The sequence below is a fragment of the Enterococcus sp. 7F3_DIV0205 genome (genome assembly GCF_002141365.2).
GTDB lineage: Bacteria > Bacillota > Bacilli > Lactobacillales > Enterococcaceae > Enterococcus_L > Enterococcus_L palustris.
In genome coordinates this window covers 1560322-1582053 of sequence record NZ_CP147244.1, presented here as the reverse complement: position 1 = coordinate 1582053, position 21732 = coordinate 1560322, and the positions used below count along the sequence as shown (strand labels likewise).

The 21732-nt window shown below is 33.0% G+C and carries 15 protein-coding genes; all 15 read left to right on the top strand.

The window, feature by feature from the left end; translation table 11 throughout:
- Positions 1-40 precede the first annotated feature (40 nt).
- The 15 genes from A5821_RS07460 (at position 41) to A5821_RS07390 (ending at position 21729) form a co-directional block, all read left to right on the top strand.
- Positions 41-2002 carry a DUF7657 domain-containing protein gene (locus A5821_RS07460; protein ID WP_170922970.1) on the top strand — a complete coding sequence of 654 codons (1962 nt, stop codon included), beginning with the start codon at positions 41-43 and terminating at the stop codon, positions 2000-2002.
- A gap of 28 nt (positions 2003-2030) precedes the next feature.
- The gene (locus A5821_RS07455; protein WP_086313940.1) at positions 2031-3185 is read left to right on the top strand and encodes an EpaQ family protein; all 1155 of its coding nucleotides are present in this window, start codon (positions 2031-2033) and stop codon (positions 3183-3185) included.
- A gap of 153 nt (positions 3186-3338) precedes the next feature.
- Positions 3339-4733: a sugar transferase gene (locus A5821_RS07450; RefSeq protein WP_086313939.1), complete on the top strand. Its 1395-nt coding sequence runs from the start codon at positions 3339-3341 to the stop codon at positions 4731-4733.
- Positions 4734-4747: 14 nt separating this feature from the next.
- Complete coding sequence (locus tag A5821_RS07445; protein ID WP_086313938.1) at positions 4748-5572, top strand: glycosyltransferase; 825 nt, start codon at positions 4748-4750, stop codon at positions 5570-5572.
- A gap of 415 nt (positions 5573-5987) precedes the next feature.
- Positions 5988-8720 (top strand): GW domain-containing glycosaminoglycan-binding protein, encoded by a 2733-nt coding sequence (locus A5821_RS07440; RefSeq protein WP_339099068.1) that lies wholly within the window; start codon positions 5988-5990, stop codon positions 8718-8720.
- A gap of 267 nt (positions 8721-8987) precedes the next feature.
- The gene (locus tag A5821_RS07435; protein WP_086313937.1) at positions 8988-10550 is read left to right on the top strand and encodes an ArnT family glycosyltransferase; all 1563 of its coding nucleotides are present in this window, start codon (positions 8988-8990) and stop codon (positions 10548-10550) included.
- 327 nt (positions 10551-10877) lie between these two features.
- Positions 10878-11762: a LicD family protein gene (locus A5821_RS07430; RefSeq protein ID WP_086313936.1), complete on the top strand. Its 885-nt coding sequence runs from the start codon at positions 10878-10880 to the stop codon at positions 11760-11762.
- A complete protein-coding gene (locus A5821_RS07425) occupies positions 11763-12467 on the top strand; it encodes an IspD/TarI family cytidylyltransferase (protein ID WP_086313935.1) in 705 nt (234 codons plus the stop codon).
- Between the two features lie 9 nt (positions 12468-12476).
- Positions 12477-13532, top strand: a complete 1056-nt coding sequence (locus tag A5821_RS07420) for an NAD-dependent epimerase/dehydratase family protein (RefSeq protein ID WP_086313934.1) — start codon at positions 12477-12479, stop codon at positions 13530-13532.
- A gap of 1 nt (position 13533) precedes the next feature.
- Positions 13534-14514, top strand: coding sequence for a glycosyltransferase family 2 protein (locus tag A5821_RS07415; RefSeq protein WP_086313933.1), 981 nt, complete (start codon positions 13534-13536; stop codon positions 14512-14514).
- A 16-nt stretch (positions 14515-14530) separates the two neighbouring features.
- Complete coding sequence (locus A5821_RS07410) at positions 14531-15889, top strand: O-antigen ligase family protein (RefSeq protein WP_086313932.1); 1359 nt, start codon at positions 14531-14533, stop codon at positions 15887-15889.
- Positions 15890-15908: 19 nt separating this feature from the next.
- Positions 15909-16733, top strand: coding sequence for a LicD family protein (locus A5821_RS07405; protein WP_086313931.1), 825 nt, complete (start codon positions 15909-15911; stop codon positions 16731-16733).
- Between the two features lie 24 nt (positions 16734-16757).
- Positions 16758-17726 (top strand): glycosyltransferase, encoded by a 969-nt coding sequence (locus A5821_RS07400; RefSeq protein ID WP_086313930.1) that lies wholly within the window; start codon positions 16758-16760, stop codon positions 17724-17726.
- 11 nt (positions 17727-17737) lie between these two features.
- Positions 17738-19162 carry a lipopolysaccharide biosynthesis protein gene (locus A5821_RS07395; protein ID WP_086313929.1) on the top strand — a complete coding sequence of 475 codons (1425 nt, stop codon included), beginning with the start codon at positions 17738-17740 and terminating at the stop codon, positions 19160-19162.
- A 167-nt stretch (positions 19163-19329) separates the two neighbouring features.
- Positions 19330-21729: a C39 family peptidase gene (locus tag A5821_RS07390; protein ID WP_086313928.1), complete on the top strand. Its 2400-nt coding sequence runs from the start codon at positions 19330-19332 to the stop codon at positions 21727-21729.
- Positions 21730-21732: the final 3 nt, after the last annotated feature.

Below are 21732 nucleotides of genomic sequence, written 5' to 3'. Positions count from 1 at the left end.
GAAGAAAAATAATTTTTATGACTATGAAATGGAGTTAGAAATGGAAATTAATCAAGTAGAAGAGAAGAAAAGCAATGGTATAATGCATCAACTTATGAAAGGAATAGATAAACTGATAAAGGCTCGTTTTTTGATTGCTTTACTTATGTTTATTTTAATTTTGATCTTCAAATTACATGGCAGTTCGATCAATATGTGGGATCAATATGTTTCTGACTATACCGAGGGTGCAGATAAACAAGGAGTGATTTTTGGTAAACCGCGACCGATCAGATCCGATGAATGGATGGTTCAAACGCCATATAGTCTTTCTCAAACGCAAACAGGGTTAAAAAATCATAATGAAGTAATAACGATTGATGGTCAAGATATGGTCATAGGGTATAATTCTCCTGCTTTAAATCTAGCTACATTGGCTAAGCCATTTACATGGGGTTACGTTCTTCTTGGGAAAGAGCGAGGATTATCTTGGTATTGGGGGCTTAAATTGATTGGCCTGATGCTATTGTCTTTTGAAATAGGGCTGATTTTGACTAAGCGGAATAAGTATTTAGCGCTTCTAACGAGTGTTTGGATACCCTTTTCAGCTGCGCTTCAATGGTGGTTTGTTTCTCCAGTTGGCGATTTAGTCTTCTTCACTTTCGGTTTTTTAGTCGGGGTTTATAACCACTTTTATTATCATGAAAATAAGCGTTGGCGGATATTCTTTTCTATACTTGCGAGTATTTGTGCATCTGGTTTTATTCTCGTGTTATATCCTGCACTTCAAGTGCCGTTTGGCTACTTAATCTTATTATTTTTGATTGCTTTTTTCATTGAGTTTCGTCATAAGGTTAAATTAGACAAGTTTGATGCTGTCTCTATTGGGTTAGCTGTAGTTATTACAGGTTTGATTGTTACCGTTTCTCTGATCACTTCGTGGGAATCACTTATTAGTGTTATGCATACGATTTATCCAGGGAATAGAGTATCCGTTGGTGGTGATTTTTCCAAAAAAGACATCTTTCTTTTTTTAACGAATTGGAAAATGCAGTTTCAAGATGTTGTCTATGAAAACAACTCAGAATTGAGTAATTTTTACCATTTCTTTTTCGTCATTGTGCTGCTGTCACCTTGGCTATTCTATAAGAAAATCAAAGAGAATATTTACGGCTTCTTCTTATTTATATTTTGTTTGTTTAACTTGGTATGGATGAGTGTTCGTTTTCCCACTTTTTTTGCTAAGATCACATTATGGTCATATGTACCAGAAGAGCGGGCATATCTCGCGTTTGGCTTTTCCGCAATTTTACTAAGTATTTGGTTTATTCAGTTTATTTGGGAGCAGAAAAAATTATCTGTGATCGCTCAGCTTTCGATCATTACGGTGAATTTAGGCTTATATTTCTTTACTTTATACAAAGGAAACTTGAGATTGTATCTGAGTAAAATGGATATTATCATGATTTTATTATTAGCAGGTTTGCTTATTACACTGTTGTTAAATAAACGAAAATATCTATTTTCATTATTGCTGCTAGGAGTTGTTTTATTCACAGGTAGTGGTGTAAATCCAGTAGTGAAAGGCGTTAATGCTGTTTATGAGAAGAAGATTGCACAGTCGGTCATGGCAATAGAAAAGAAAGACCCAAATCAAGTGTGGGCTGGTGAACGAATGATGCATGCTTATTTACCAATGTTAGGTGTACATACATTCAATGGAACTGCCTTTACACCTAATTTAGAATCATGGAAGCCACTTGATCCTACTGGAAAATATGAGGATGTTTACAATCGTTATTCTCATATTTATGTGGAAGTCGGGGAAAATAAACCACAATTTGAATTGTTGAATGCTGATGCATTTGTCGTTAGATTAGCGTTGGAAGATTTGAAAAAATACAATATCAAGTATTTGGTTACGTATGAAAACATTGATAAACTTGCCACAGAAACGATCCAGTTGGAACAATTATATGGACCGGATACAAATGGTGCGTATATTTATCAAGTTAAGTACTGATTGAGAGATCTATTGAAAGGATGTTAATATGGATAAAATCCTAAATAGAGTGAGTAATTTAATTTTGTTGGTTACGATCGCTGCATCATATTTGATGTGGGTGGTTGGAATTGGCACTAAAACGACTTCCTTTATCTATGATAATAGTGTATACCTTTTAGTAGCTGCAATTGCTTTAGTTTTGCTGCTAAAAGTCAGAGAATTAACTAAAGCTGACTGGATACTTATTTTTTTAGCAGGTGGTCTATTTCTATTCTATACTCTGACCTCCTCTATGAGACATAGTAATCGATTTATCAATGCTTCAATTCCGTTGATCATTCTTTTCTTACTTTGTTTTAAAAAGACCCAATTTACAAAACTTGATTTTGGCCTGTTAGGAGGCATAACGGGTATTTCTTTAGGGGTGACCTTATATAGGATCTATACAGAATTACCCAAGTTAGTCCCAGCAGATGCCATTTGGAAAAATAGTAATAAATTAGAAGCGATTTGGATCAATACAAATACTATCGGAATGACGATACTTTTATCAGTGATAATGTTGACGATTTTAATAAAGTCATTCAATATTGGTTATTTTAAACTCCTAGTGATTCCCATCTATATTGTTGGAGTGCTAGCAATTTGGGTCTGTCAGTCAAAAGCCTCATTAGGAGCGTTGGCTCTGTTTATTATCGTTGATAATCTGATACCTAAGAAAATAATGAAGAATAATTATATTCTTATTTCTTGTTTTAGTCTGATGTTTATTTTAGGTCCAATTGTTTTTTATGCTTTTTCAAAATCAGATACACTTAATTTATTTACCGGAAGAGAGCGAATCTGGGCTGAGTTTTTTGAAAAATGGTTTTCTAGCATTCAGAATATGTTGATCGGTATGGAACCTTTCACTGCATCATGGAAATCATTAGGGACTCATAACAGCTACATCTATGTTTTAGGAAACTATGGGATTATTGGGTATATTTTTGTGTTTGGCGTGTTGTTATATTTTTTAAGCTCAAATATAGTTAAGAAAATTAACCTTTCATCTTTTCAGATTAGTTTATTATTAGGATTTCTAGCTATTTGTGTTCAATCTACGATGGAAGAAACATTGTTGGCAAATTATTGGATACCGATTGTTTATAGTTTTGTGGGAATCGCATTGCAAAAAACAGAAGAAAATCCCTTAAAATAGAGGGATATTTCTTTATCTGATCATAGTGTTGCCTGTTGATCGGGTGATAAGATTGTTGTTTTTTTTTAAGTCTTAGTGTGGTAACATAAAACTTGAAGTTTTACGAAAGAAATAATGTATCAAAACTTTATATAATTAGGAAGGAAGGTAAAAATGTCAACTAAAAATGAATGGAATAATGCAAAACGAATTGCGATTATTATTGTAGATGTTTTGGTCTTCAATTTTTCTGTATTGGTTGGATTTTGGATTAAATTTGGATTTAACATTCCTTCATATAATTTTGTCTCATATGAAAAGTCTGCTATTTACATTTCGCTATTTTTTATCTTTTTGAATTTACTATTAGGGGCATATGTTTTTTATAATCGAACGATCAATGACATTGTTTTTGTAACGGTTATTGGGCAGTTTCTAACGATTTTGTTTATTATGACCATTACATTTGCGGGTCGTTGGTTTACTTTTCCAAGATCGGTACTCGTTTATACATTCATTGTCAGTATCTTATTACTAAGTCTTTGGCGCATACTGGTTTATTTTTTATATTTGAAAGTTAGTTCAATAAAAAAAGTTGTGATAGTGGGTACAGAGGACAGTGTAGTCTCAGCTGCTCAAAATTTTGTTAGTCATAAGAATAAAAAACACCAAGTTACAACCGTTATTGTGGATCATTACTATGAAAATCTAACGAAGTTATTGGATCAAATTGACATCGTTTATATTTCCAGTCATATTGATGAGAATGAAAAATTCAAGATTTATAAACTTGTTACAAAAGCTGAAAAGAAGCTTTTCTTAAATACTAGTTTTGAGAATTTAATTATGTTGAAACCAAATATGATGAATTTCGAAGATGAAAGTATTATTGAGGTTTCGGATTTCAGAATCAAAGGCGAAGATAACTTCATTAAACGACTATTTGATATTATGCTATCTTTTGTTTTATTAGTGATTGCATCTCCTTTGATGCTTGTAGCAGCAATTCTTGTCAAAGTAACTTCTCCAGGACCAATTATTTATAAGCAAACAAGAATTACGTTAAACCAAAAAGAATTTCCAATTTTAAAATTTAGAACGATGTCTGCAACAGCAGAAGCTAAGTCAGGTCCAGTGCTGTCTACAAGTAATGACAGTCGAGTCACTGCTGTAGGTAAATATTTAAGAGCACTAAGAATAGATGAATTACCTCAGCTGATCAATGTAATCCGTGGGGATATGGCTATTGTCGGTCCAAGACCTGAAAGACCATTCTTTGTTGATCAATTTAATAGTGAAAATCCGCAGTATTACTTGAGACATAATGTAAGAGCAGGAATCACAGGCTACGCACAGGTATATGGAAAGTATGCATCTGACTATAATAGTAAATTGAATTTCGACTTACTATATATTAAAAATTATTCCTTGATGTTGGATTTGAAAATCTTGTTACAAACAATCAAAATTTTGTTTGATAAGGTCTCTTCACAAGGTGTAGAAGAGGTTGAACGTAGCGAAAAAGATCTTTCTTTTCTGAGTGAAAATAAAATCGATTTATTTAAATGAAACGAGTGAAAACAATGCAAAAACTAGCTGTTAGTGTATTAATGTCGATCTATGTTAAAGAGAAACCAGAATACTTTATTCAAGCTATGGAAAGTACGATCAATCAAACAGCTCAACCCGAAGAAATTCTTTTAGTAAAAGATGGTCCATTAACAGAGGAGTTAGATGAAATCATCAGGCAGTATCAAGAAAAGTTAGGGGAACAGCTGACAGTGATTTCGTTGGATGAAAATCAAGGACTCGGAACTGCTTTGGCTATCGGAGTAGAAAAGTGTAGAAATTCCCTGATTGCTCGAATGGATACTGATGACATCATGGCAGAAAATCGATTGGAAGTACAATATCAAGAGTTTTTGAAGAATAAAGATTTAACTATCTTAGGATCAAATATCATTGAATTTGAAGGAACCCCTGATAATGTATTGGCAAGAAAGCAAATGCCTGAAAGTAATGAAGCAATAAGAGCTTATTCAAAACGGAGAAATCCGTTTAATCATATGACAGTAATGTTTAAGAAATCCGCTGTGATACAGGTTGGAAATTATCAGCCTTTACCAGGATTTGAGGATTACTACTTATGGGTGAGACTTTTGAAAAAGAACTTTGTAAGCTTTAATTTGCAGCAGATGCTTGTGTATGCAAGAACAGGAGCGGAGATGTATTCTAGAAGAGGCGGCGTGTCTTATCTGGTTCCAGGACTCAAAGCCAGACAGATTATTTATAAAAATGGTTTGGGGAAAATCAATGATTTAGTCTTTGTTTCATTAGTCCACATCGTGATAAGTTTAATGCCGAATAAATTAAGAGGATCATTTTATCAGAAACAACTTAGAAATTAAAGAATCTGTAATAATGGATTTTTTATTATAGTGACCGTGCTTTTTTATGCAAAACAAGTCATTTTTATTAGAGGGTATTCCTTATGAAGACATTTTTATGAGGAACCCTGACTCGTTTTCAGTAATTAATTTGGAAGCTCAATATGCTGAATACAACTAAAAAGTGATACACAACGAGATGTAAGCCGAGTTTCTACATAATATTTAAATAATAATTTGTTTACATATGAAAACTAAATCTTAAAAAAACTGTAACAAAGAACGTATATTATAATTTATAAGGTAGATTTTTAATTCGTTAAACGATATTTAATAGACCGAATATTAGATACAACTGAGTTTAAGAGTGCGATTTTCAAGACGTACATTTTAATTAAGTTTATGGGATGTTAAATAATCAAGAGAGGAAAATTAGATGAAAAAAAGTTTTATTTTAATTGGATTGTTCATAGCCTTAGGTGGCTATAACTCAACTGTTTTAGCAGAGGAAAATGAGAGTATTTTGAGTTCTAGTGAACAGATAAGTGAGCAAACGATACCTAGTAATGAGACTGTTGAGTCAGTGAATAGAGACAAAACAGAAAATAGTGACCAAACGAAAACAGATGAAGCTAATCCAGAAAAAGATATAGAAATAACGGAGAGCAATAATTCCCCTATGGGAAAACAAGGTCAAAAAAATTCGGAGTTCTTAACATTAGACCCTAATAGACGCTCTGATTTAGCAGTGAGTCCGCAACTTCGCTCATATGCTTTTGAAGATACTTATTTTGTTGCGAACGAATCGAATAGACCTGCAATAAATTTTATCGACATATCTTCACATAATGGCAATATATCAGTAAATGATTATAATATAATGAAACAATACGGAGTGACAGGAGTGGTTGTAAAATTAACTGAGTATACAACCTATGTGAATCCCTATGCACAAGCTCAGATTGAAAATGCAAAAAAAGCTGGATTGTCAGTTTCTGTATATCATTATAGTTGGTTTTCTAATGCAGCAATGGCAGAAGCAGAGGCAGACTTTTTTGCTAGTCAGGCTGCTGCACTAGGTCTGTCTAAAAATACCGTTATGGTAAACGATGCTGAGCAAGTTGAAATGACTACAGGAAATGTAACAGCTAACTCAGTTGCGTTCAGAAATAGATTAAATGCTCTGGGCTATAATAAAGTTGCACATTATTCAATGTTTGATTGGTTCAATAGAAAAATATTAGATACAAATATTCTAGGTTTACAAAATAGTTGGGTAGCACAGTATCCATATAATCCGTTAAATAGTAATCTACTCCATACTGATTATGCTGCATGGCAATGGTCTTCAGAAGTAACATTTCCAAATGTTAACACTGGGATAGGCGGCAGATTTGATGTGAATGTTTCATACAACAACTTATTTTTAAGTTCAGGAGATTCTTATGATGTCATTGAATATGAGAAAGCAGTGAACTTTAAAGGGAAAATAAAAGATGGCCAAAATCATGGAATTTATAACAAAATCTACAACACTGAAGGAGATAACCCAAGAATAGGCAGCAGTCCAGCCTATGCCGGAAAAGATGTAGAAATCGTGAGTGAAGCGAAAACATCTAAGGCAACTTGGTATCAATTTACATTAGATGGTAATATAGTTGGTTGGATGGATGCCAAAGGCTTTGATGCCTATGATCAAATAGAGTATGAAAAACCTGTAAGTTTTAAAGGGAAAGTAAGATCGGATCAAAACCACGGAATTTACAACAAAATCTACTATACTGAGTCAAATAATCCAAGAGTAGGCAGCAGCCCAACTTATGCTGGAAAAGACGTAGAAATTATTAGTGAAGCAAAAACATCTAAAGCAACATGGTATCAATTTAGATTAGATGGTACTGTAGTTGGTTGGATGGATGCAAAAGGTTTTGATAATTATGATCCAATTGAGTACGAAAAAGCTGTAACTCTCAAAGGAAAAGTAGCAGCAGGCCAAAATCATGGGATTTACAACAAGATCTATTATACGGAAGGAAACAATCCAAGAATTGAAAGTAGTCCAACACACGCCGGAAAAGACGTAGAAATCATTCGTGAGGCAAAAACATCTAAGGCAACTTGGTATCAATTTACATTAGATGGTAATATAGTTGGTTGGATGGATGCCAAAGGCTTTGATAAGTACGACGAAATCGAATACGAAAAAGCGGTGAGCGTTAAAGGTAAAGTAGCAACGGGTCAAAACCACGGAATTTACAACAAAATCTACTATACGGAAGGAAATAATCCAAGAGTAGGAAGTAGCCCAAGCTATGCTGGAAAAGATGTTGAGATCATTAAAGAAGCAAAAACATCTAAAGCCACATGGTACCAATTTAAGCTAGATGGAAAAGTAATGGGTTGGATGGATGCGAAAGGTTTTGATCATTATGATTCAATTGAGTATGAAAAAGCTGTAGCGTTCAAAGGAAAAGTAGCAACAGGTCAAAACCATGGAATTTACAATAAAATCTACTATACGGAAGGAAATAATCCAAGAGTAGGAAGCAGTCCAAGCTATGCTGGAAAAGATGTTGAAATCATTAAAGAAGCAAAAACAGCAAAAGCCATCTGGTACCAATTCAAGCTAGATGGAAAAGTAATGGGTTGGATGGATGCGAAAGGTTTTGATAAGTATGACGAAATCGAATACGAAAAAGTAGTAAACTTTAAAGGAAAAGTAGCAACAGGTCAAAACCATGGAATTTACAATAAAATCTACTATACGGAAGGAAATAATCCAAGAGTAGGAAGTAGTCCAAGCTATGCCGGAAAAGATGTTGAAATCATTAAAGAAGCAAAAACAGCAAAAGCCACATGGTACCAATTCAAGTTAGACGGAAAAGTAATGGGTTGGATGGATGCGAAAGGATTTGACACTTATGACGCTATCGAATATGAAAAAGTAGTAAACTTTAAAGGAAAAGTAGCAACAGGTCAAAACCATGGAATTTACAATAAAATCTACTATACGGAAGGAAATAATCCAAGAGTAGGAAGCAGTCCAAGCTATGCCGGAAAAGATGTTGAAATCATAAAAGAAGCAAAAACAGCAAAAGCCATCTGGTACCAATTCAAGTTAGATGGAAAAGTAATGGGTTGGATGGATGCGAAAGGCTTTGAAGTCTAGGGTATAAGTGCATAAGTAGGAGATCAGAATGATAAGATAGATGATCTTTTTAACGAATTTTTTTTGAGAAGTTTATAGTTATTTTCTATTAGCGACCATCTCTAGCAAATTCATTTTGTTGGAGATGGTCTATACTGTAAATTTGAACAGATGAGCAAATAGTAAGGGAACGATTGAAGCTATGTTGTCTGAAAAATTACAATCGGAATCAAATACGACGGGATAAACAAGAGGAATATAAAAATAATTATTATAAAGAGGTAGCAAATGAATAAGTTTTTGAATTATATTTATAAGTTTTTCTTGGTGACAGCTATTTTCACAATGTTATGGGCTCTTTTATCAACAATGTTGACCCCTAGAATAGGCGAAATATTTTCGTTATTTAGAAATGTTCATTCAGTTAAGAGCATTATTATTATTAATATTCTTTGCTTCATTTTTACGTTGCTGTTATATCCTACAGTGGTAGGTTTTCTTAATAGAGGGAGTAAAAAATGGGAACCGGGGAATAAATTCACTTATATTTTTCTAGCAGTGGAGCTAGGGATTTATTTTGTTTCTTTATTATTGTTTCTTCAATTCATGGGTTTTAAGCAACCAGTAGATGATGCTGCAATTACACTAAAATTTTTGGATCAGTTAGTTCAGGGTGAAAAATGGGGATACAATTATATGTACTCTAATCCGCAAAATCTCATGCTTATGTACATTTTTTCGGCCGTGAGATCAGTTCTAGGAACGAACTATAGTTCAATTATTGTTGTTTTTAGTTTATTACATGTAATGACTATTTTGCTAACTTTTTTAGCGCTGAAAAAGTTAAAGCTGAGTAATTTAGTTTCTCTAGCATCTATTCAGGTTCTTATTTTTGCGATTCAAATTAATTTACATGTTCCTGTTGCCTATACAGATATACTGTCGATATTTTTTATGTCAGTAACATTGTTTTTCTTTACGTGTTACTTAAAGACGGTAGATAAAGGACTAAATAAATCTAGTTATATCTATATTACGTTAGCATCAATTTTTTGTGTAGTAGGTTTTATTAGTAAGGGAACTATGCTCATATTAGTGATTGCGTTGTCTTTATTTTTGGTATTATATAATAAAGGGAGTCGAAGATTGATCGGGTTAATGCCATTCTTATTTTTATTTTTTGGTAACTTTTTATGGAGTCAATTCATTAATTCACAAAATCTCTTTCCAGATAACAATTACGGACAACCAAATACGCATTATATTATGATGGGATTAAACAACACACCCATTCCAAAAGAACTATCAGGCAAGGATAAGTATACATGGAGTGTGGGGGCATATTCTAGTGAAGATCAGCGTTTTACTTGGGATATGTTTTTAGATGAACGAATTTCGAAGAAGAAAATTCAAGAGGAACATATCAAGGTTATCAAAAAAAGATTGCACAACATGAGTTTTGGTCAAATTGTTGAGGCGCTCAATAATAAAGTTTCAGTAACTTGGAGTTCAGGAGATTTAAAGTCTTCATTTGAGATTTTTTTAGGGACTGGTAGAAATGAAGAAAAGATGTGGGTTTTTAAAAATAATGTTAGTGGTTTGATCATCTACTCAATCATGATGGTTATTCAATATCTTGTTTACTTAGGAATTATTTTGTCCAGCTTAAAATTTTTCAAAAATATGAATCCTTTTATATTTTTCAATAGTATTTATATAACTGGCTATTTTGTATTCTTGTTAATGTGGGAAGCAAGTCCAAGGTACGCTATGGGAATTTTTATACCGGCTATTTTAGCAATTGGTTTGTTGTTACAAAAATCAAGACCAGCTAAAGAAAAACTTGAATAGACTTAGTGTGTATCTATGATAGTAGAGATAAGTTAGAATAAATAATAGTCATATTAGATCTGCATAGCATTTTGCTGATATTGTCTGATATAAAAAAGCTAATAGCTAAAACGCTGAGATTGTTATCAAAGAAATTCTGATACGTTATCTCAGCGTTTTGTTTGAAAATAGGATGTATTTCTAACAACCAAGGACAATTAAGGGACTGTCTTTTACAGTTATATTAAGATATTAGGCAAGTTATTGAAAGTTTTTATTAGATATGAGAGAATGGACAAGGTGTATTTTTGAAAAAATTGAGTGTTTTGAGGAGTTTAGTAGTAAACAATGAATGATGTAGAAAATACAGAGCAAATTAAAAAGATTCAAAAAATAAATTTAGAGATGGCTAAATACTTTGTTAGCTTTTGTGAAAAATATCAACTACTTTGTTATTTTTGTGGCGGTGGTTGCATAGGTGCCGTTAGAAATGAAGGGTTCATACTGTGGGATGATGATTTGGATTTTTTTATGCCGCGTAAAGATTATGAAAAGCTGTATGATTTGTGGACAAAGCATGCTGATTTAGAAAAGTATTCTATACTGAAACCTTCTGCAACTTTTATTGACCATAATTCTTTTACGACGATCAGGGCAAATAATACAACTTTTATTAAACCTTATCAAGAACATTTAGATATTCCCCATGGATTGCCTATTGATATTTTTCCTTTAGATGGTGCGCCTAGTTCAACGTTTAAAAGAAAAATTCAAAAAATATGGGCACTTATTTATGCATTGTTTTGTTCCCAAGTTGTTCCAGAAAAACATGGTGGCATAATGGCGTTGGGGAGCAGAGTGTTATTGAAACTCGTTCCTACAAAAAAAGGTCGCTTCATTATTTGGTCATTTGCTAGCAAACAAATGTCTAAATATGATTTTGATTCTTGTGAACATGTGACTGAACTATGCGTAGGACCACGATATATGGGAAATATATACAAGAAAAAAGATTTTGAAAAGGCAGAGTACCTCCCTTTTGAAGATACATATATGCCTGTACCAATTGGCTATGATCATTATTTGACTCAAGTCTTTGGTAACTATATGGAGTTGCCAGATGAAAAAGATCGAGTTTCACATCATGAAGCAGTCTTGATAGACACTGAACATACGTATAAGAAATATAAAGGAACCTATTATTGCGTGGAAAGTTTGAAGGAGGAAGAATAAATGATTACAGCACTTATTATTGCCGGCGGAGTTGGCAAGAGAATGGGACAAGATATTCCAAAACAATTCATTATGGTGGAAGATAAACCAATTATTATTTATACTTTGGAATCGTTCCAAAAACATCCAATGATCGATCGAATTTTAGTTGTCTGCAAAAAAGGCTGGGAAGATACGCTACAGGCCTATGCAAAAGAGTACCATATTGATAAATTAGCTTGGATCATTGAAGGTGGCAATAGCGGACAAGAGTCTATTAGAAATGGTGTTGAGTTTCTTAAAGAACATTCGACAGATGAAGATACAGTTGTGATCCATGACGGTATCCGCCCATTGGTAGATGAAATTGTGTTGTCCGATGTTATCGTAAAATGTAAAGAATTTGGTAATGCAGTTACTTCTTTGCCGTATAATGAACAAATTTTTGTCAAAGAAACTGAGGAAACAACAAAACAATATATTAATAGAGAAACATTGCGAAGAGTGTCTACACCACAAGCGTATCAATTCGATAAACTTGTCTGGGCTTATGAGAAAGCTTTTAGAGAAGGAATCGGCATTTCAGAGTCATCATATACAAACACTATGATGGTTGATTTGGGAGAGACGCTTTATTTTGCTGTGGGGTCTGATAAAAATATTAAATTGACAACACAAGATGATCTTCAGCTATTTAAAGGCTATCTTCGAATGAAGGAAGAATAGGAGAAAGTTATGTTTTCAAAAAATGCCTATTACCAAAAGGATATAGAAAAAGTTATTTCTGCAGAAATAGATTGGACTCAGCTTCAAGGAAAATCTATTCTAGTTATTGGAGCTTCAGGAATGTTGGGGACTTTTTTGATTGATTGTTTGATGGAGCAAAATATCAAAAAAAATTATAATATTTCTATTTTTGCAATGGGTAGAAATCGTAAAAAGTTAGAGGAAAGATATTCTGATTATATAGCGCATCCTAATTTTCATATATCTGTTGGAGATGTTACAGAGCCTATTACAGTCGAGCAACCAATTGATTATATTATTCATGGGGCAAGTAATACGCATCCTTTAGCTTATGCAAACGATCCTATTGGTACCATAATGACAAGTATTCAGGGAACACAACATGTTCTTGAATTTGCTCGTAAGGTTGAGGGCAGTAGAGTTTTATTTTTATCTACGGTTGAAATTTATGGCGAAAATAGAGGCGATGTTGAAGCATTTAGTGAAGAGTATTGTGGTTATATTGACTCTAATACACTAAGAGCTGGATATCCAGAAGGCAAACGCGCTAGTGAAGCACTTTGTCAGGCTTATATTAAAAAATATGATGTTGATGTGGTCATTCCTCGATTAAGTCGTATCTTTGGTCCAACTATGTTAACAAACGATTCAAAAGCCTCTTCTCAATTTATTATGAATGCAGTGAATCAAGAAGACATAATCTTAAAGAGTAAGGGAAATCAATATTTTTCTTATTGTTATGTTGCAGATGCGGTATACGGAATGCTTTATCTATTGCTAAATGGTAAAAAAGGTGAAGCGTATAATATTGCAAATCCTGCATTTAATTTGACCCTGAAAAACCTTGCCACAAAACTTTCTGAATTAGCGGGGACAAAAGTTATTTTTGATCTTCCAGATAAAGAAGAAGCTCTCGGCTATTCTAAAGCAACCAAAGCACTTTTAAATATTTCTAAAATTGAGAATTTGGGATGGCAACCACTTTATACAGTAGAAGATGGTTTAGAGCATACGATAAAAATCATAAGAAATGAGAGAACATAGGATGTGTAAGATTAGCATTATTGTACCTGTATATAATGTGGAAAGATATTTACGTAAGTGTGTTGATTCTATTTTGAATCAAACGTTTACTGATATTGAAGTTATTTTAGTTGATGACGGTTCAACGGATAGTAGTGGCGAAATTTGCGATGAATATGTGTTGCAGGATCAAAGAGTTCAAGTGATCCATAAAGAAAATGGCGGTTTAAGTGATGCACGAAATACTGGAATAGAAAGTGCTCGAGGAGAGTATTTGGGTTTTGTTGATAGTGATGATTATATCGCTTTGGATATGTATGAGCTATTGTTTAATAATATTCAAAAAGAAGCTGCTGATTTGGCAATCTGTGGAATATATGATGTTTATGAAAATAAAGAGCCGTTAAAAAAAACTCAGGAATACATGGTTTTGGATAAAGTTGCAGCAATGAAGTTGATCCTAGAAGCAAAAATAGTTTCTGTTCATGCAGTAAACAAATTATATAAAAAGAACATTTTCGATCAAATCCGCTATCCAGTAGGAATGATCACAGAAGATGCTGCAGTGATTTTATCGATCCTTGAAAATACAAAAAAAGTTGTAATTGATACCCAGCAAAAATACTACTATTATCATAGAGCAAATAGCATTTCTAGTAATCGTTTTTCTAAAAAAGATTTAGACACTATTCAGGTATGGAAAGAAAATGAGTCCTATATTGAAAAGCATTATCCTGAACTGGCATATGTTGCACATACCCGTGTATGTTGGGCTTATTTTACTGTACTGGATAAAATGATGAACAGCAAAATAGCAGATGAAGACAAACAAAAACAAAAGGAAATTGTTAGTTTTTTACGTGATAATTTCTCTTTTGTTATAAAAAATATTTATTTTACAAGAAATAGAAAAATTTCTATGGTTGCATTGAGGATAGCAGTTCCTTTATACAGAAAAATATCCTTACTTGAAGAAAATCACAGAAAAACAAAAAATGAATAGTTTAGGAGTAATGAGTATGGAGTTAAATAAATTTTTTGAAAAAACAAAACTCCCTTTTTTGGTAGCTTTTGAGGTCATGTTATTATTGAGGACAATAAATATTTATAGTTTACTGCCTAGTAAGCTAGATAGTTTAGTGTTTGGACTATTGTCAGTTTGGGCTGCACTATACATAGCAAATAAGCTATTCTTTAGTATTAAGAACAAGCAGTTTAACTACTTCGATCCTTTATTGATCATTTTTTTAGCAATGATATTTTTATCTATAGTAGTACATTATGAAACGTATCTTGTAGCAAATATGAAACTTTGGCTTTGGCAAGCAATTTATCTTTTAGTGATTTATCAGATCGGAAAAGAAAGAAACAGAAAAACGTTCGCTATCCTAGAAACAATTTTACTGGTTTCGTGGTTTATCTTAGTTGTGATCGCTATTGCGATGTTTCTTGCCCAATACACCTACTCCGCACCATTAGATAAAATATATAATGGGTTACGTGTTGGTTTTTATGAAAATAGATTATATGGTTTGTTTTCAGATCCAAACTTTGCTGCAACGATTTCTGTTGTATCAATCATTCTATCTGTGCACTTGGTATTAAAAAAAGTTGCAAAAAAGTGGACGATTTTACTAGTTATTAACGTTATTTTACAATGGATTTACGTAGTGTTATCTGGTTCTAGGACAGCATATGTGGAATTATTTGTAGTTGCTTTTGTAGGGATCTTTTTTATAGCCTATAAAAAATGGAGTCCAAAAGGATTTTTTATTGGCGTACTCTATGCGGCATTCTCTAGTGTCATTTTTGTCGTTGGAATATACTTGTTTACAATACTGATCGAAAAAGGAATGCTTTATGCATTAGATTTGTTGAGATCAATGAAATCGCATAATGTTCCCGATGTGACGCTAGATCGACCGGATGTCGAGAATAAATCGGATATTTCAAATAATCGATTTGGCTTATGGAAGAGTTCCTTTGAAATATTCAAATCAAGCATGTGGTTTGGTACGTCACCACGTAATCTAGTGACCTACGCTCAAAATGTTTTACCTAATACATTGATTGCGATTAAACAGCAAACTTCTCACAATTTCTTTTTCTATTTGCTGGCGACAACGGGATTAGCGGGTACGATTCCTTTGACTATGTTTTTGATAAATAAGATATTTAATACTGTTAAAGCCTTATTTACGCCCAAAGTTAATATCTTTGATAATTATTTATTGCGTGATACATTGATCGCGTTGACTATTTTAGTATCTGCATTTTTCTTAACGGAATTGATTCTAGTTAATAAAATTGGCACATTTTTATTTTGGTTTTATTTAGGTTCTGTCTCTAGTGCTATAAATAAAAAAAGTGAGATATAACACTTGTTTGGAGAGAAAGATGAGATTATTAACGATTGAAGAAGTACAAGAAGTCAGTACAACTATCTTAGTTTATATTGACAAGATTTGCCGAGAAAATAATATTGAGTATTCTGTATACTATGGCAGTTTGATTGGTGTAGAACGACATCAAGGTTACATTCCTTGGGATGACGATTTAGATATTGTTTTGACTCGACCTAATTACGATCGTTTGATCAAACTCTTAGCTGAAGATTCAACATACTTATTATTAAGTCTTGAGACTAGAAAAGATTATCGCTATACATTTGCAAAATTAGTAGACAAAAGAACTTGTGTTAAAACAACTCAATTTTACAATAGTGAAGATCCAGAATTAGGTGTGTTTGTGGATATTTTTCCAATTGATGGTTTTCCGGAGAGCGAAGAAGAAAGAAAAACGTTTGGTCAACAGTGTGAATTATATCGATCTAATATGTTAGCAACACTCAATTCTTCGTATGCAATTTCAAAGTCTAGATGGAAGGCTTACCTTAAACGAGTACTGCTTTATCCAAAATATTGTAAACTACTTAAAAAAGGTGATTATAATTATTGGAAGAAACAGTTTATGAATGAAGTGATTAAGTATTCTTTTGATGAAGCCTCTACGTGTGGTTATATTGAGTTTATTGATGAAGAATGGGGGCTGTTTCCGACAGATTGGTTTAAGTATTATGAAGATGTACCTTTTGCAGGGAAAAAAGTTCGTGCCATCAAAGATCGCAAAAAATTCCTGACTCTGCGTTATGGAAATTATATGGAATTACCACCAGAATCAGAAAGAATCACCCACCATCCTTATACGTTTTATTGGAAATAAACTAGAAAATAAGAGGTAATAGTAGTGGAAAAAAAGATTACGGTTTCTGTTGTTATGGCCACTTACAATGGCGAGCGAAATATTATTGAACAATTGGACTCTCTTAAAAATCAAACAAAAGTTATCGATGAAGTGATAATTTGCGATGATGGTTCTACAGATCGAACTGTAGAAATGATTCAAGAATATATAGCTTTAAATCATTTGAACAATTGGACAATGAAGATAAATAAAGTCAATAAAGGCTGGCGCCAAAATTTTATGGATTTGCTTAACGAAGCCTCTAGCGAATATATATTTCCGTGTGATCAAGATGATATTTGGTATGATGATAAAATTGAAAAAATGAGTACAATGATGAGTAAAAATCCTAAGATAGCGGTATTAGTTTCTAACTATACTGAAATTATTGAAGAAGGTGGACATTCGTCTAAGTTACAACCTTTGAAAACTCAATTAAATAGTTTATATCATCAAATTATTTTTGTTAGAGAGAATGTTATGTTAAAAAGACCAGGTTGCGTATATGCAGTTAGAAAAGATTTTGTCTTAAACGTAACTGATTATTTCAATCAAGCATTGAATTCTGCTCACGATATTTCATTATGGGCCAGTGCTCTTGCTTTTGACCGTTTATATTTACTAGATGAGCCAACTATTGTTTTTAGAAGACACGGACAAAGTACATTTAAAAAAGAAACAATTACATCAAAAAAAGAAAGTAAGTATCAATATAGAATTAACATGTTGAATCGATATAATGAACGATTAAATTCGTTGAATCAATATATCGCTAGAGAAAATGGAATAGAAAATAAGCAAAAAAAAGAAGAAATAATTAAGCGAATGATGAAAATTAATACCAATAGAGCAAACCTTCTTGAAAAAAGAAGCGTTATAAAAATTATTTTTTCTTTTGGCAAGTATGGAAAGCCTTTTGATTATTTTGCAGATATTTATCATGTATTTAAATTAAGGCTTGGAAAAGATTGAGGTAAAAGATTTTGAATGAGAAAGCCAAATCAGTTATAAAAAATTTATATTACACAGTTGCAGCTAATTTTGCTACGTTGGGTATTTCTATTCTTTTAAATTTATTTGTACCAAAACTACTTGGAGTAACGGAGTATAGCTATTGGCAGTTATATGTATTTTATTCTTCATATGTTGGTTTTCTTCATTTAGGTTGGATTGATGGGATTTATTTAAAAATTGGTGGTGAGGAATACGATCAACTAGACAAAAGAAATTTAGGTTCTCAATTTTGGTATCTAGCGATTTTTGAATGTATTGTATCTTCATTGGTCATTATTTGGTCTTTATTTTTCATGCCATCAGGAAATAAGTCTATGATTTTGGTACTCACAGCAGTTGTTTCACTTGTGACAATAGCGAAAACTTTTATCTTGTATATTTTTCAATCTACCAACCGAATCAAGGAGTATGCGCAACTATCTAGAAATGATCGATATTTATACGTATTGTTGATCGGAGCCTATTTCCTTTTGGGAGGACGCAATTTTTTCTGGCTGATTGTTATGGATATTATTTCTAAATCAATCATGACGATTTGGGGAATGTATCGAATCAAAGATATGTTAAATTTGAAACCAATCAGTTTAAGAAAAGTTTTTCCTGAAGTATTGGATAATATAAATATAGGTAGTAAGTTAATGCTTAGTAGTGTAGCCAGTATGTTAATTATCGGGACAATTCGTTTTTTTGTACAAAAAAAATGGAGTATTCAAACATTTGGTAAATTATCGTTTACTCTTAGCATTTCTAATATGTTCCTAACATTTATAAATGCGGTTGGTGTTGTTATGTTTCCGTTATTAAGAAGAACTAACCAGCAGAAGTTGCCAGCGTTATTTGTTACGTTGAGGGATCTATTTGTACCGATTACTTACGCTATTTTAGTTTTTTATGTTCCTGCTAAGTATGTTTTAGCAATGTGGCTTCCTGATTATGCAGAAAGCCTGAAGTTTATGGGCATATTATTTCCGATTATCATTTACGAAGGTAGAATGTCATTATTGATTAATACCTATTTAAAAACATTACGAAAAGAAAAGACAATTCTGTTTGTAAATGTGATGACTTTGGTGTTGTCATTGGTGTTGTCGATCATTATTATTTTTGGTTTAGATAATTTAACTTGGGCAGTTGGACTTATTTTAATAAGTTTGGCATTTCGTTGTAATCTTGCAGAGTTTTTCTTATGTAAATCAATGAATATCCGTATTGAAAAATCTATGATTATTGAAACTACCTTGACTGTATTGTTTATATTGAGTAATGTATTTTTTGGTGGTAGCTTTATTAGTACTGCTGTTTACGTTTTATTTTACGTAATTTACCTTTTAATCAATTATAAAAAAATAGAAAGAAGTTTTAAAGAGTTTCGTGGATTACTAAAAGGAACATAAATTAAATAGAGTAATTGGTAAGACATAATTCCAAAACTAATTTTTAGTTTTGAATTTATGTCTTTTTTTGGTTTCAATTAGAATGGAAAGTATTGTTTTTTTGTCGCGTGGACAAGGAGAAATAACTTTGCTACAATTGAATTATTGAAAGATAAGGGGTGGAAAATTTGAAAAAGAAACTAGGTTATTTGTTAATTGGTATTATGGCAAGTTTAATGGTTGTGCCTTCAGCTGCATTGTCAGAAGAAAAGGCAAAAGATACTGAAAGTACAGTTGAAAGCCAAGCTCTCGAGCAAACTACAGACAACGGTATAGAAGTTACCGATGTATCAGAGACACAGTCTACTCAGACAAGTGAGAGTACTAAAGAAAATGAAAGCACTAAAAAAAATGAAACAACTGAATCAGAAAGTGAAAAGCCAATTGAGCAGCCAAAATTAAATTATACGATTCATAATGAAAAACTAGGTTGGCTAGCTGGGCAGGAAAATGGTGAAAGTAGCGCGTTTCCAAATGACAGAATAGAAGCAATTAAAATTGGAATCGATGGGTTAGAGGCAGGCGTAAGTGGAATCCAGTATCGCTCTCATGTGGCCAATATTGGTTGGCAAGATTTTGTTAATGATAATGAAATTAGTGGTGTTGCTGGTCAAAGGCTGGAAGCAATCCAAATTCAATTAAAAGATGTTTTAAAAGATAAGTACGATGTATATTATAGAGTTAAGGTGCAAAATTTTGGCTGGTTGGATTGGGCCTCAAATGGACAAACTGCCGGGACTATGTCATTTGCATATCAAATTGAAGGGATTCAAATTCAATTAAAAGAAAAAGGACAGGCAGCACCAGGCTCAACCAAACGTCCATCGGTACAATATAAACAACCAAACGTGAAGTACCAAAGTCACATTAAAAATATTGGTTGGCAGTCGACAAAAAGTAATGGTCAATTAAGTGGTACAGTTGGTCAAAATAAACGATTAGAAGCTTTGAAAATAGCAGTTGATAATACTCCTGTAGCTGGGGGGATAGAATATAGAAGTCATGTTCAGGATTACGGTTGGCAAAATTATGTAGGTAATAATGTAGTTAGTGGAACAGTAGGGAAACAAAAACAAGTAGAAGCATTATCTGTTCGATTAACTGGAGAAATGGCTAATCATTTCGATTTGTATTATCGAGTACATGCTAAAAATTTTGGTTGGCTAGATTGGGCTAGTAATGGACAAAATGCAGGTACAGCTGGCTTTAGTTATCAATTAGAATCGATAGAAATGAAGCTAGTGAGAAAAGGTACTAATATTTCAGGTGCTAAGAATCGCTATTTTGTGCAGTTCAAACAGCCAGATATTTCTTATCAAAGTCATGTCCAAGATCTAGGTTGGCAAGCGCCTAGTAAAAATGGCCAAACAAGTGGAACCGTTGGTAAAAGTAAACGTGTTGAAGCAATTAAAATAAAAGTTGATAATGCGCCAGTTTCAGGTGGGATTCAATACAGAAGTCATGTTCAAGACTATGGTTGGCAAGGATATGTATCTAATAATCAATTGAGTGGAACTGTTGGAAAAGCTAAACGAGTGGAAGCATTTGATATTCGTTTGACGGGAGAACTAGCTAAGCACTTCAATGTTTATTATCGCACACATGCGGAATATTTTGGCTGGTTAGGTTGGAATAAAAATGGAGGGATTAGTGGTACTTCTGGTTATGGTTTTAGACTAGAAGGCTTGGATATCATTTTAGTCAAAAAAGAACTAAAAGGTCCTGCTGTGTCAAATAATTATAAACAAGCCCCAGCAGATATAAAAAATTATTATATGAATCCGCCAAAACGAATCGAATTAAAAACGAATCACTACTATACAGATAGATCATTACAAAGAGGCAACGATATATCTGCTGGAACAGTGATTAATGTTAAACGAAGAGTACTAGACAAAAATGGTTATCCAATCCTAGAAACACCTTATGGATATGTGACTGCAGGTAAAAATATCGTAGTAGCAACCAATAAAGGGCAAAAAACATTTATGAATGTTCCATATTACAATCAAATGAGCATGGGTTATCCAAATGGCTGTGAAGAATTTTCTTTATATATGGCATTAGAATATTTAGGAGCTACACATGGGCAAAATGTACACCAAGTGACAAATGCAGTTCCGAAAGTTCCTTCTTGGGGAAATCCACATGAAGGATTTAATGGAAGTCCTACTGATAAATATGGGTTCCATACAATCTATCCAAGAGCATTTACACCATATGCTAGAAGATATGCACCTAATTCAAGAGATATCAGTGGGGTTGACACAAGTCAATTTAAAGAAGAATTGATGAAAGGAAATCCTATAGTAGTCTGGGGGACGTATCCTTATTTAGCACCACCGATCATTGATGGAACTTACTATGGTTCTTGGAAAGTTGCGAATTTACATGTTTGGTTAGTAACTGGATTTGATGGAAATAGCTTCCATGTGACAGATCCAATTTACGGAACAATGTGGGTTAGTGAAGGAACAGTGGCACTTTCTTATAGTCCAAATAAAATGGCTGTTTCCATCGATAAATAGAAT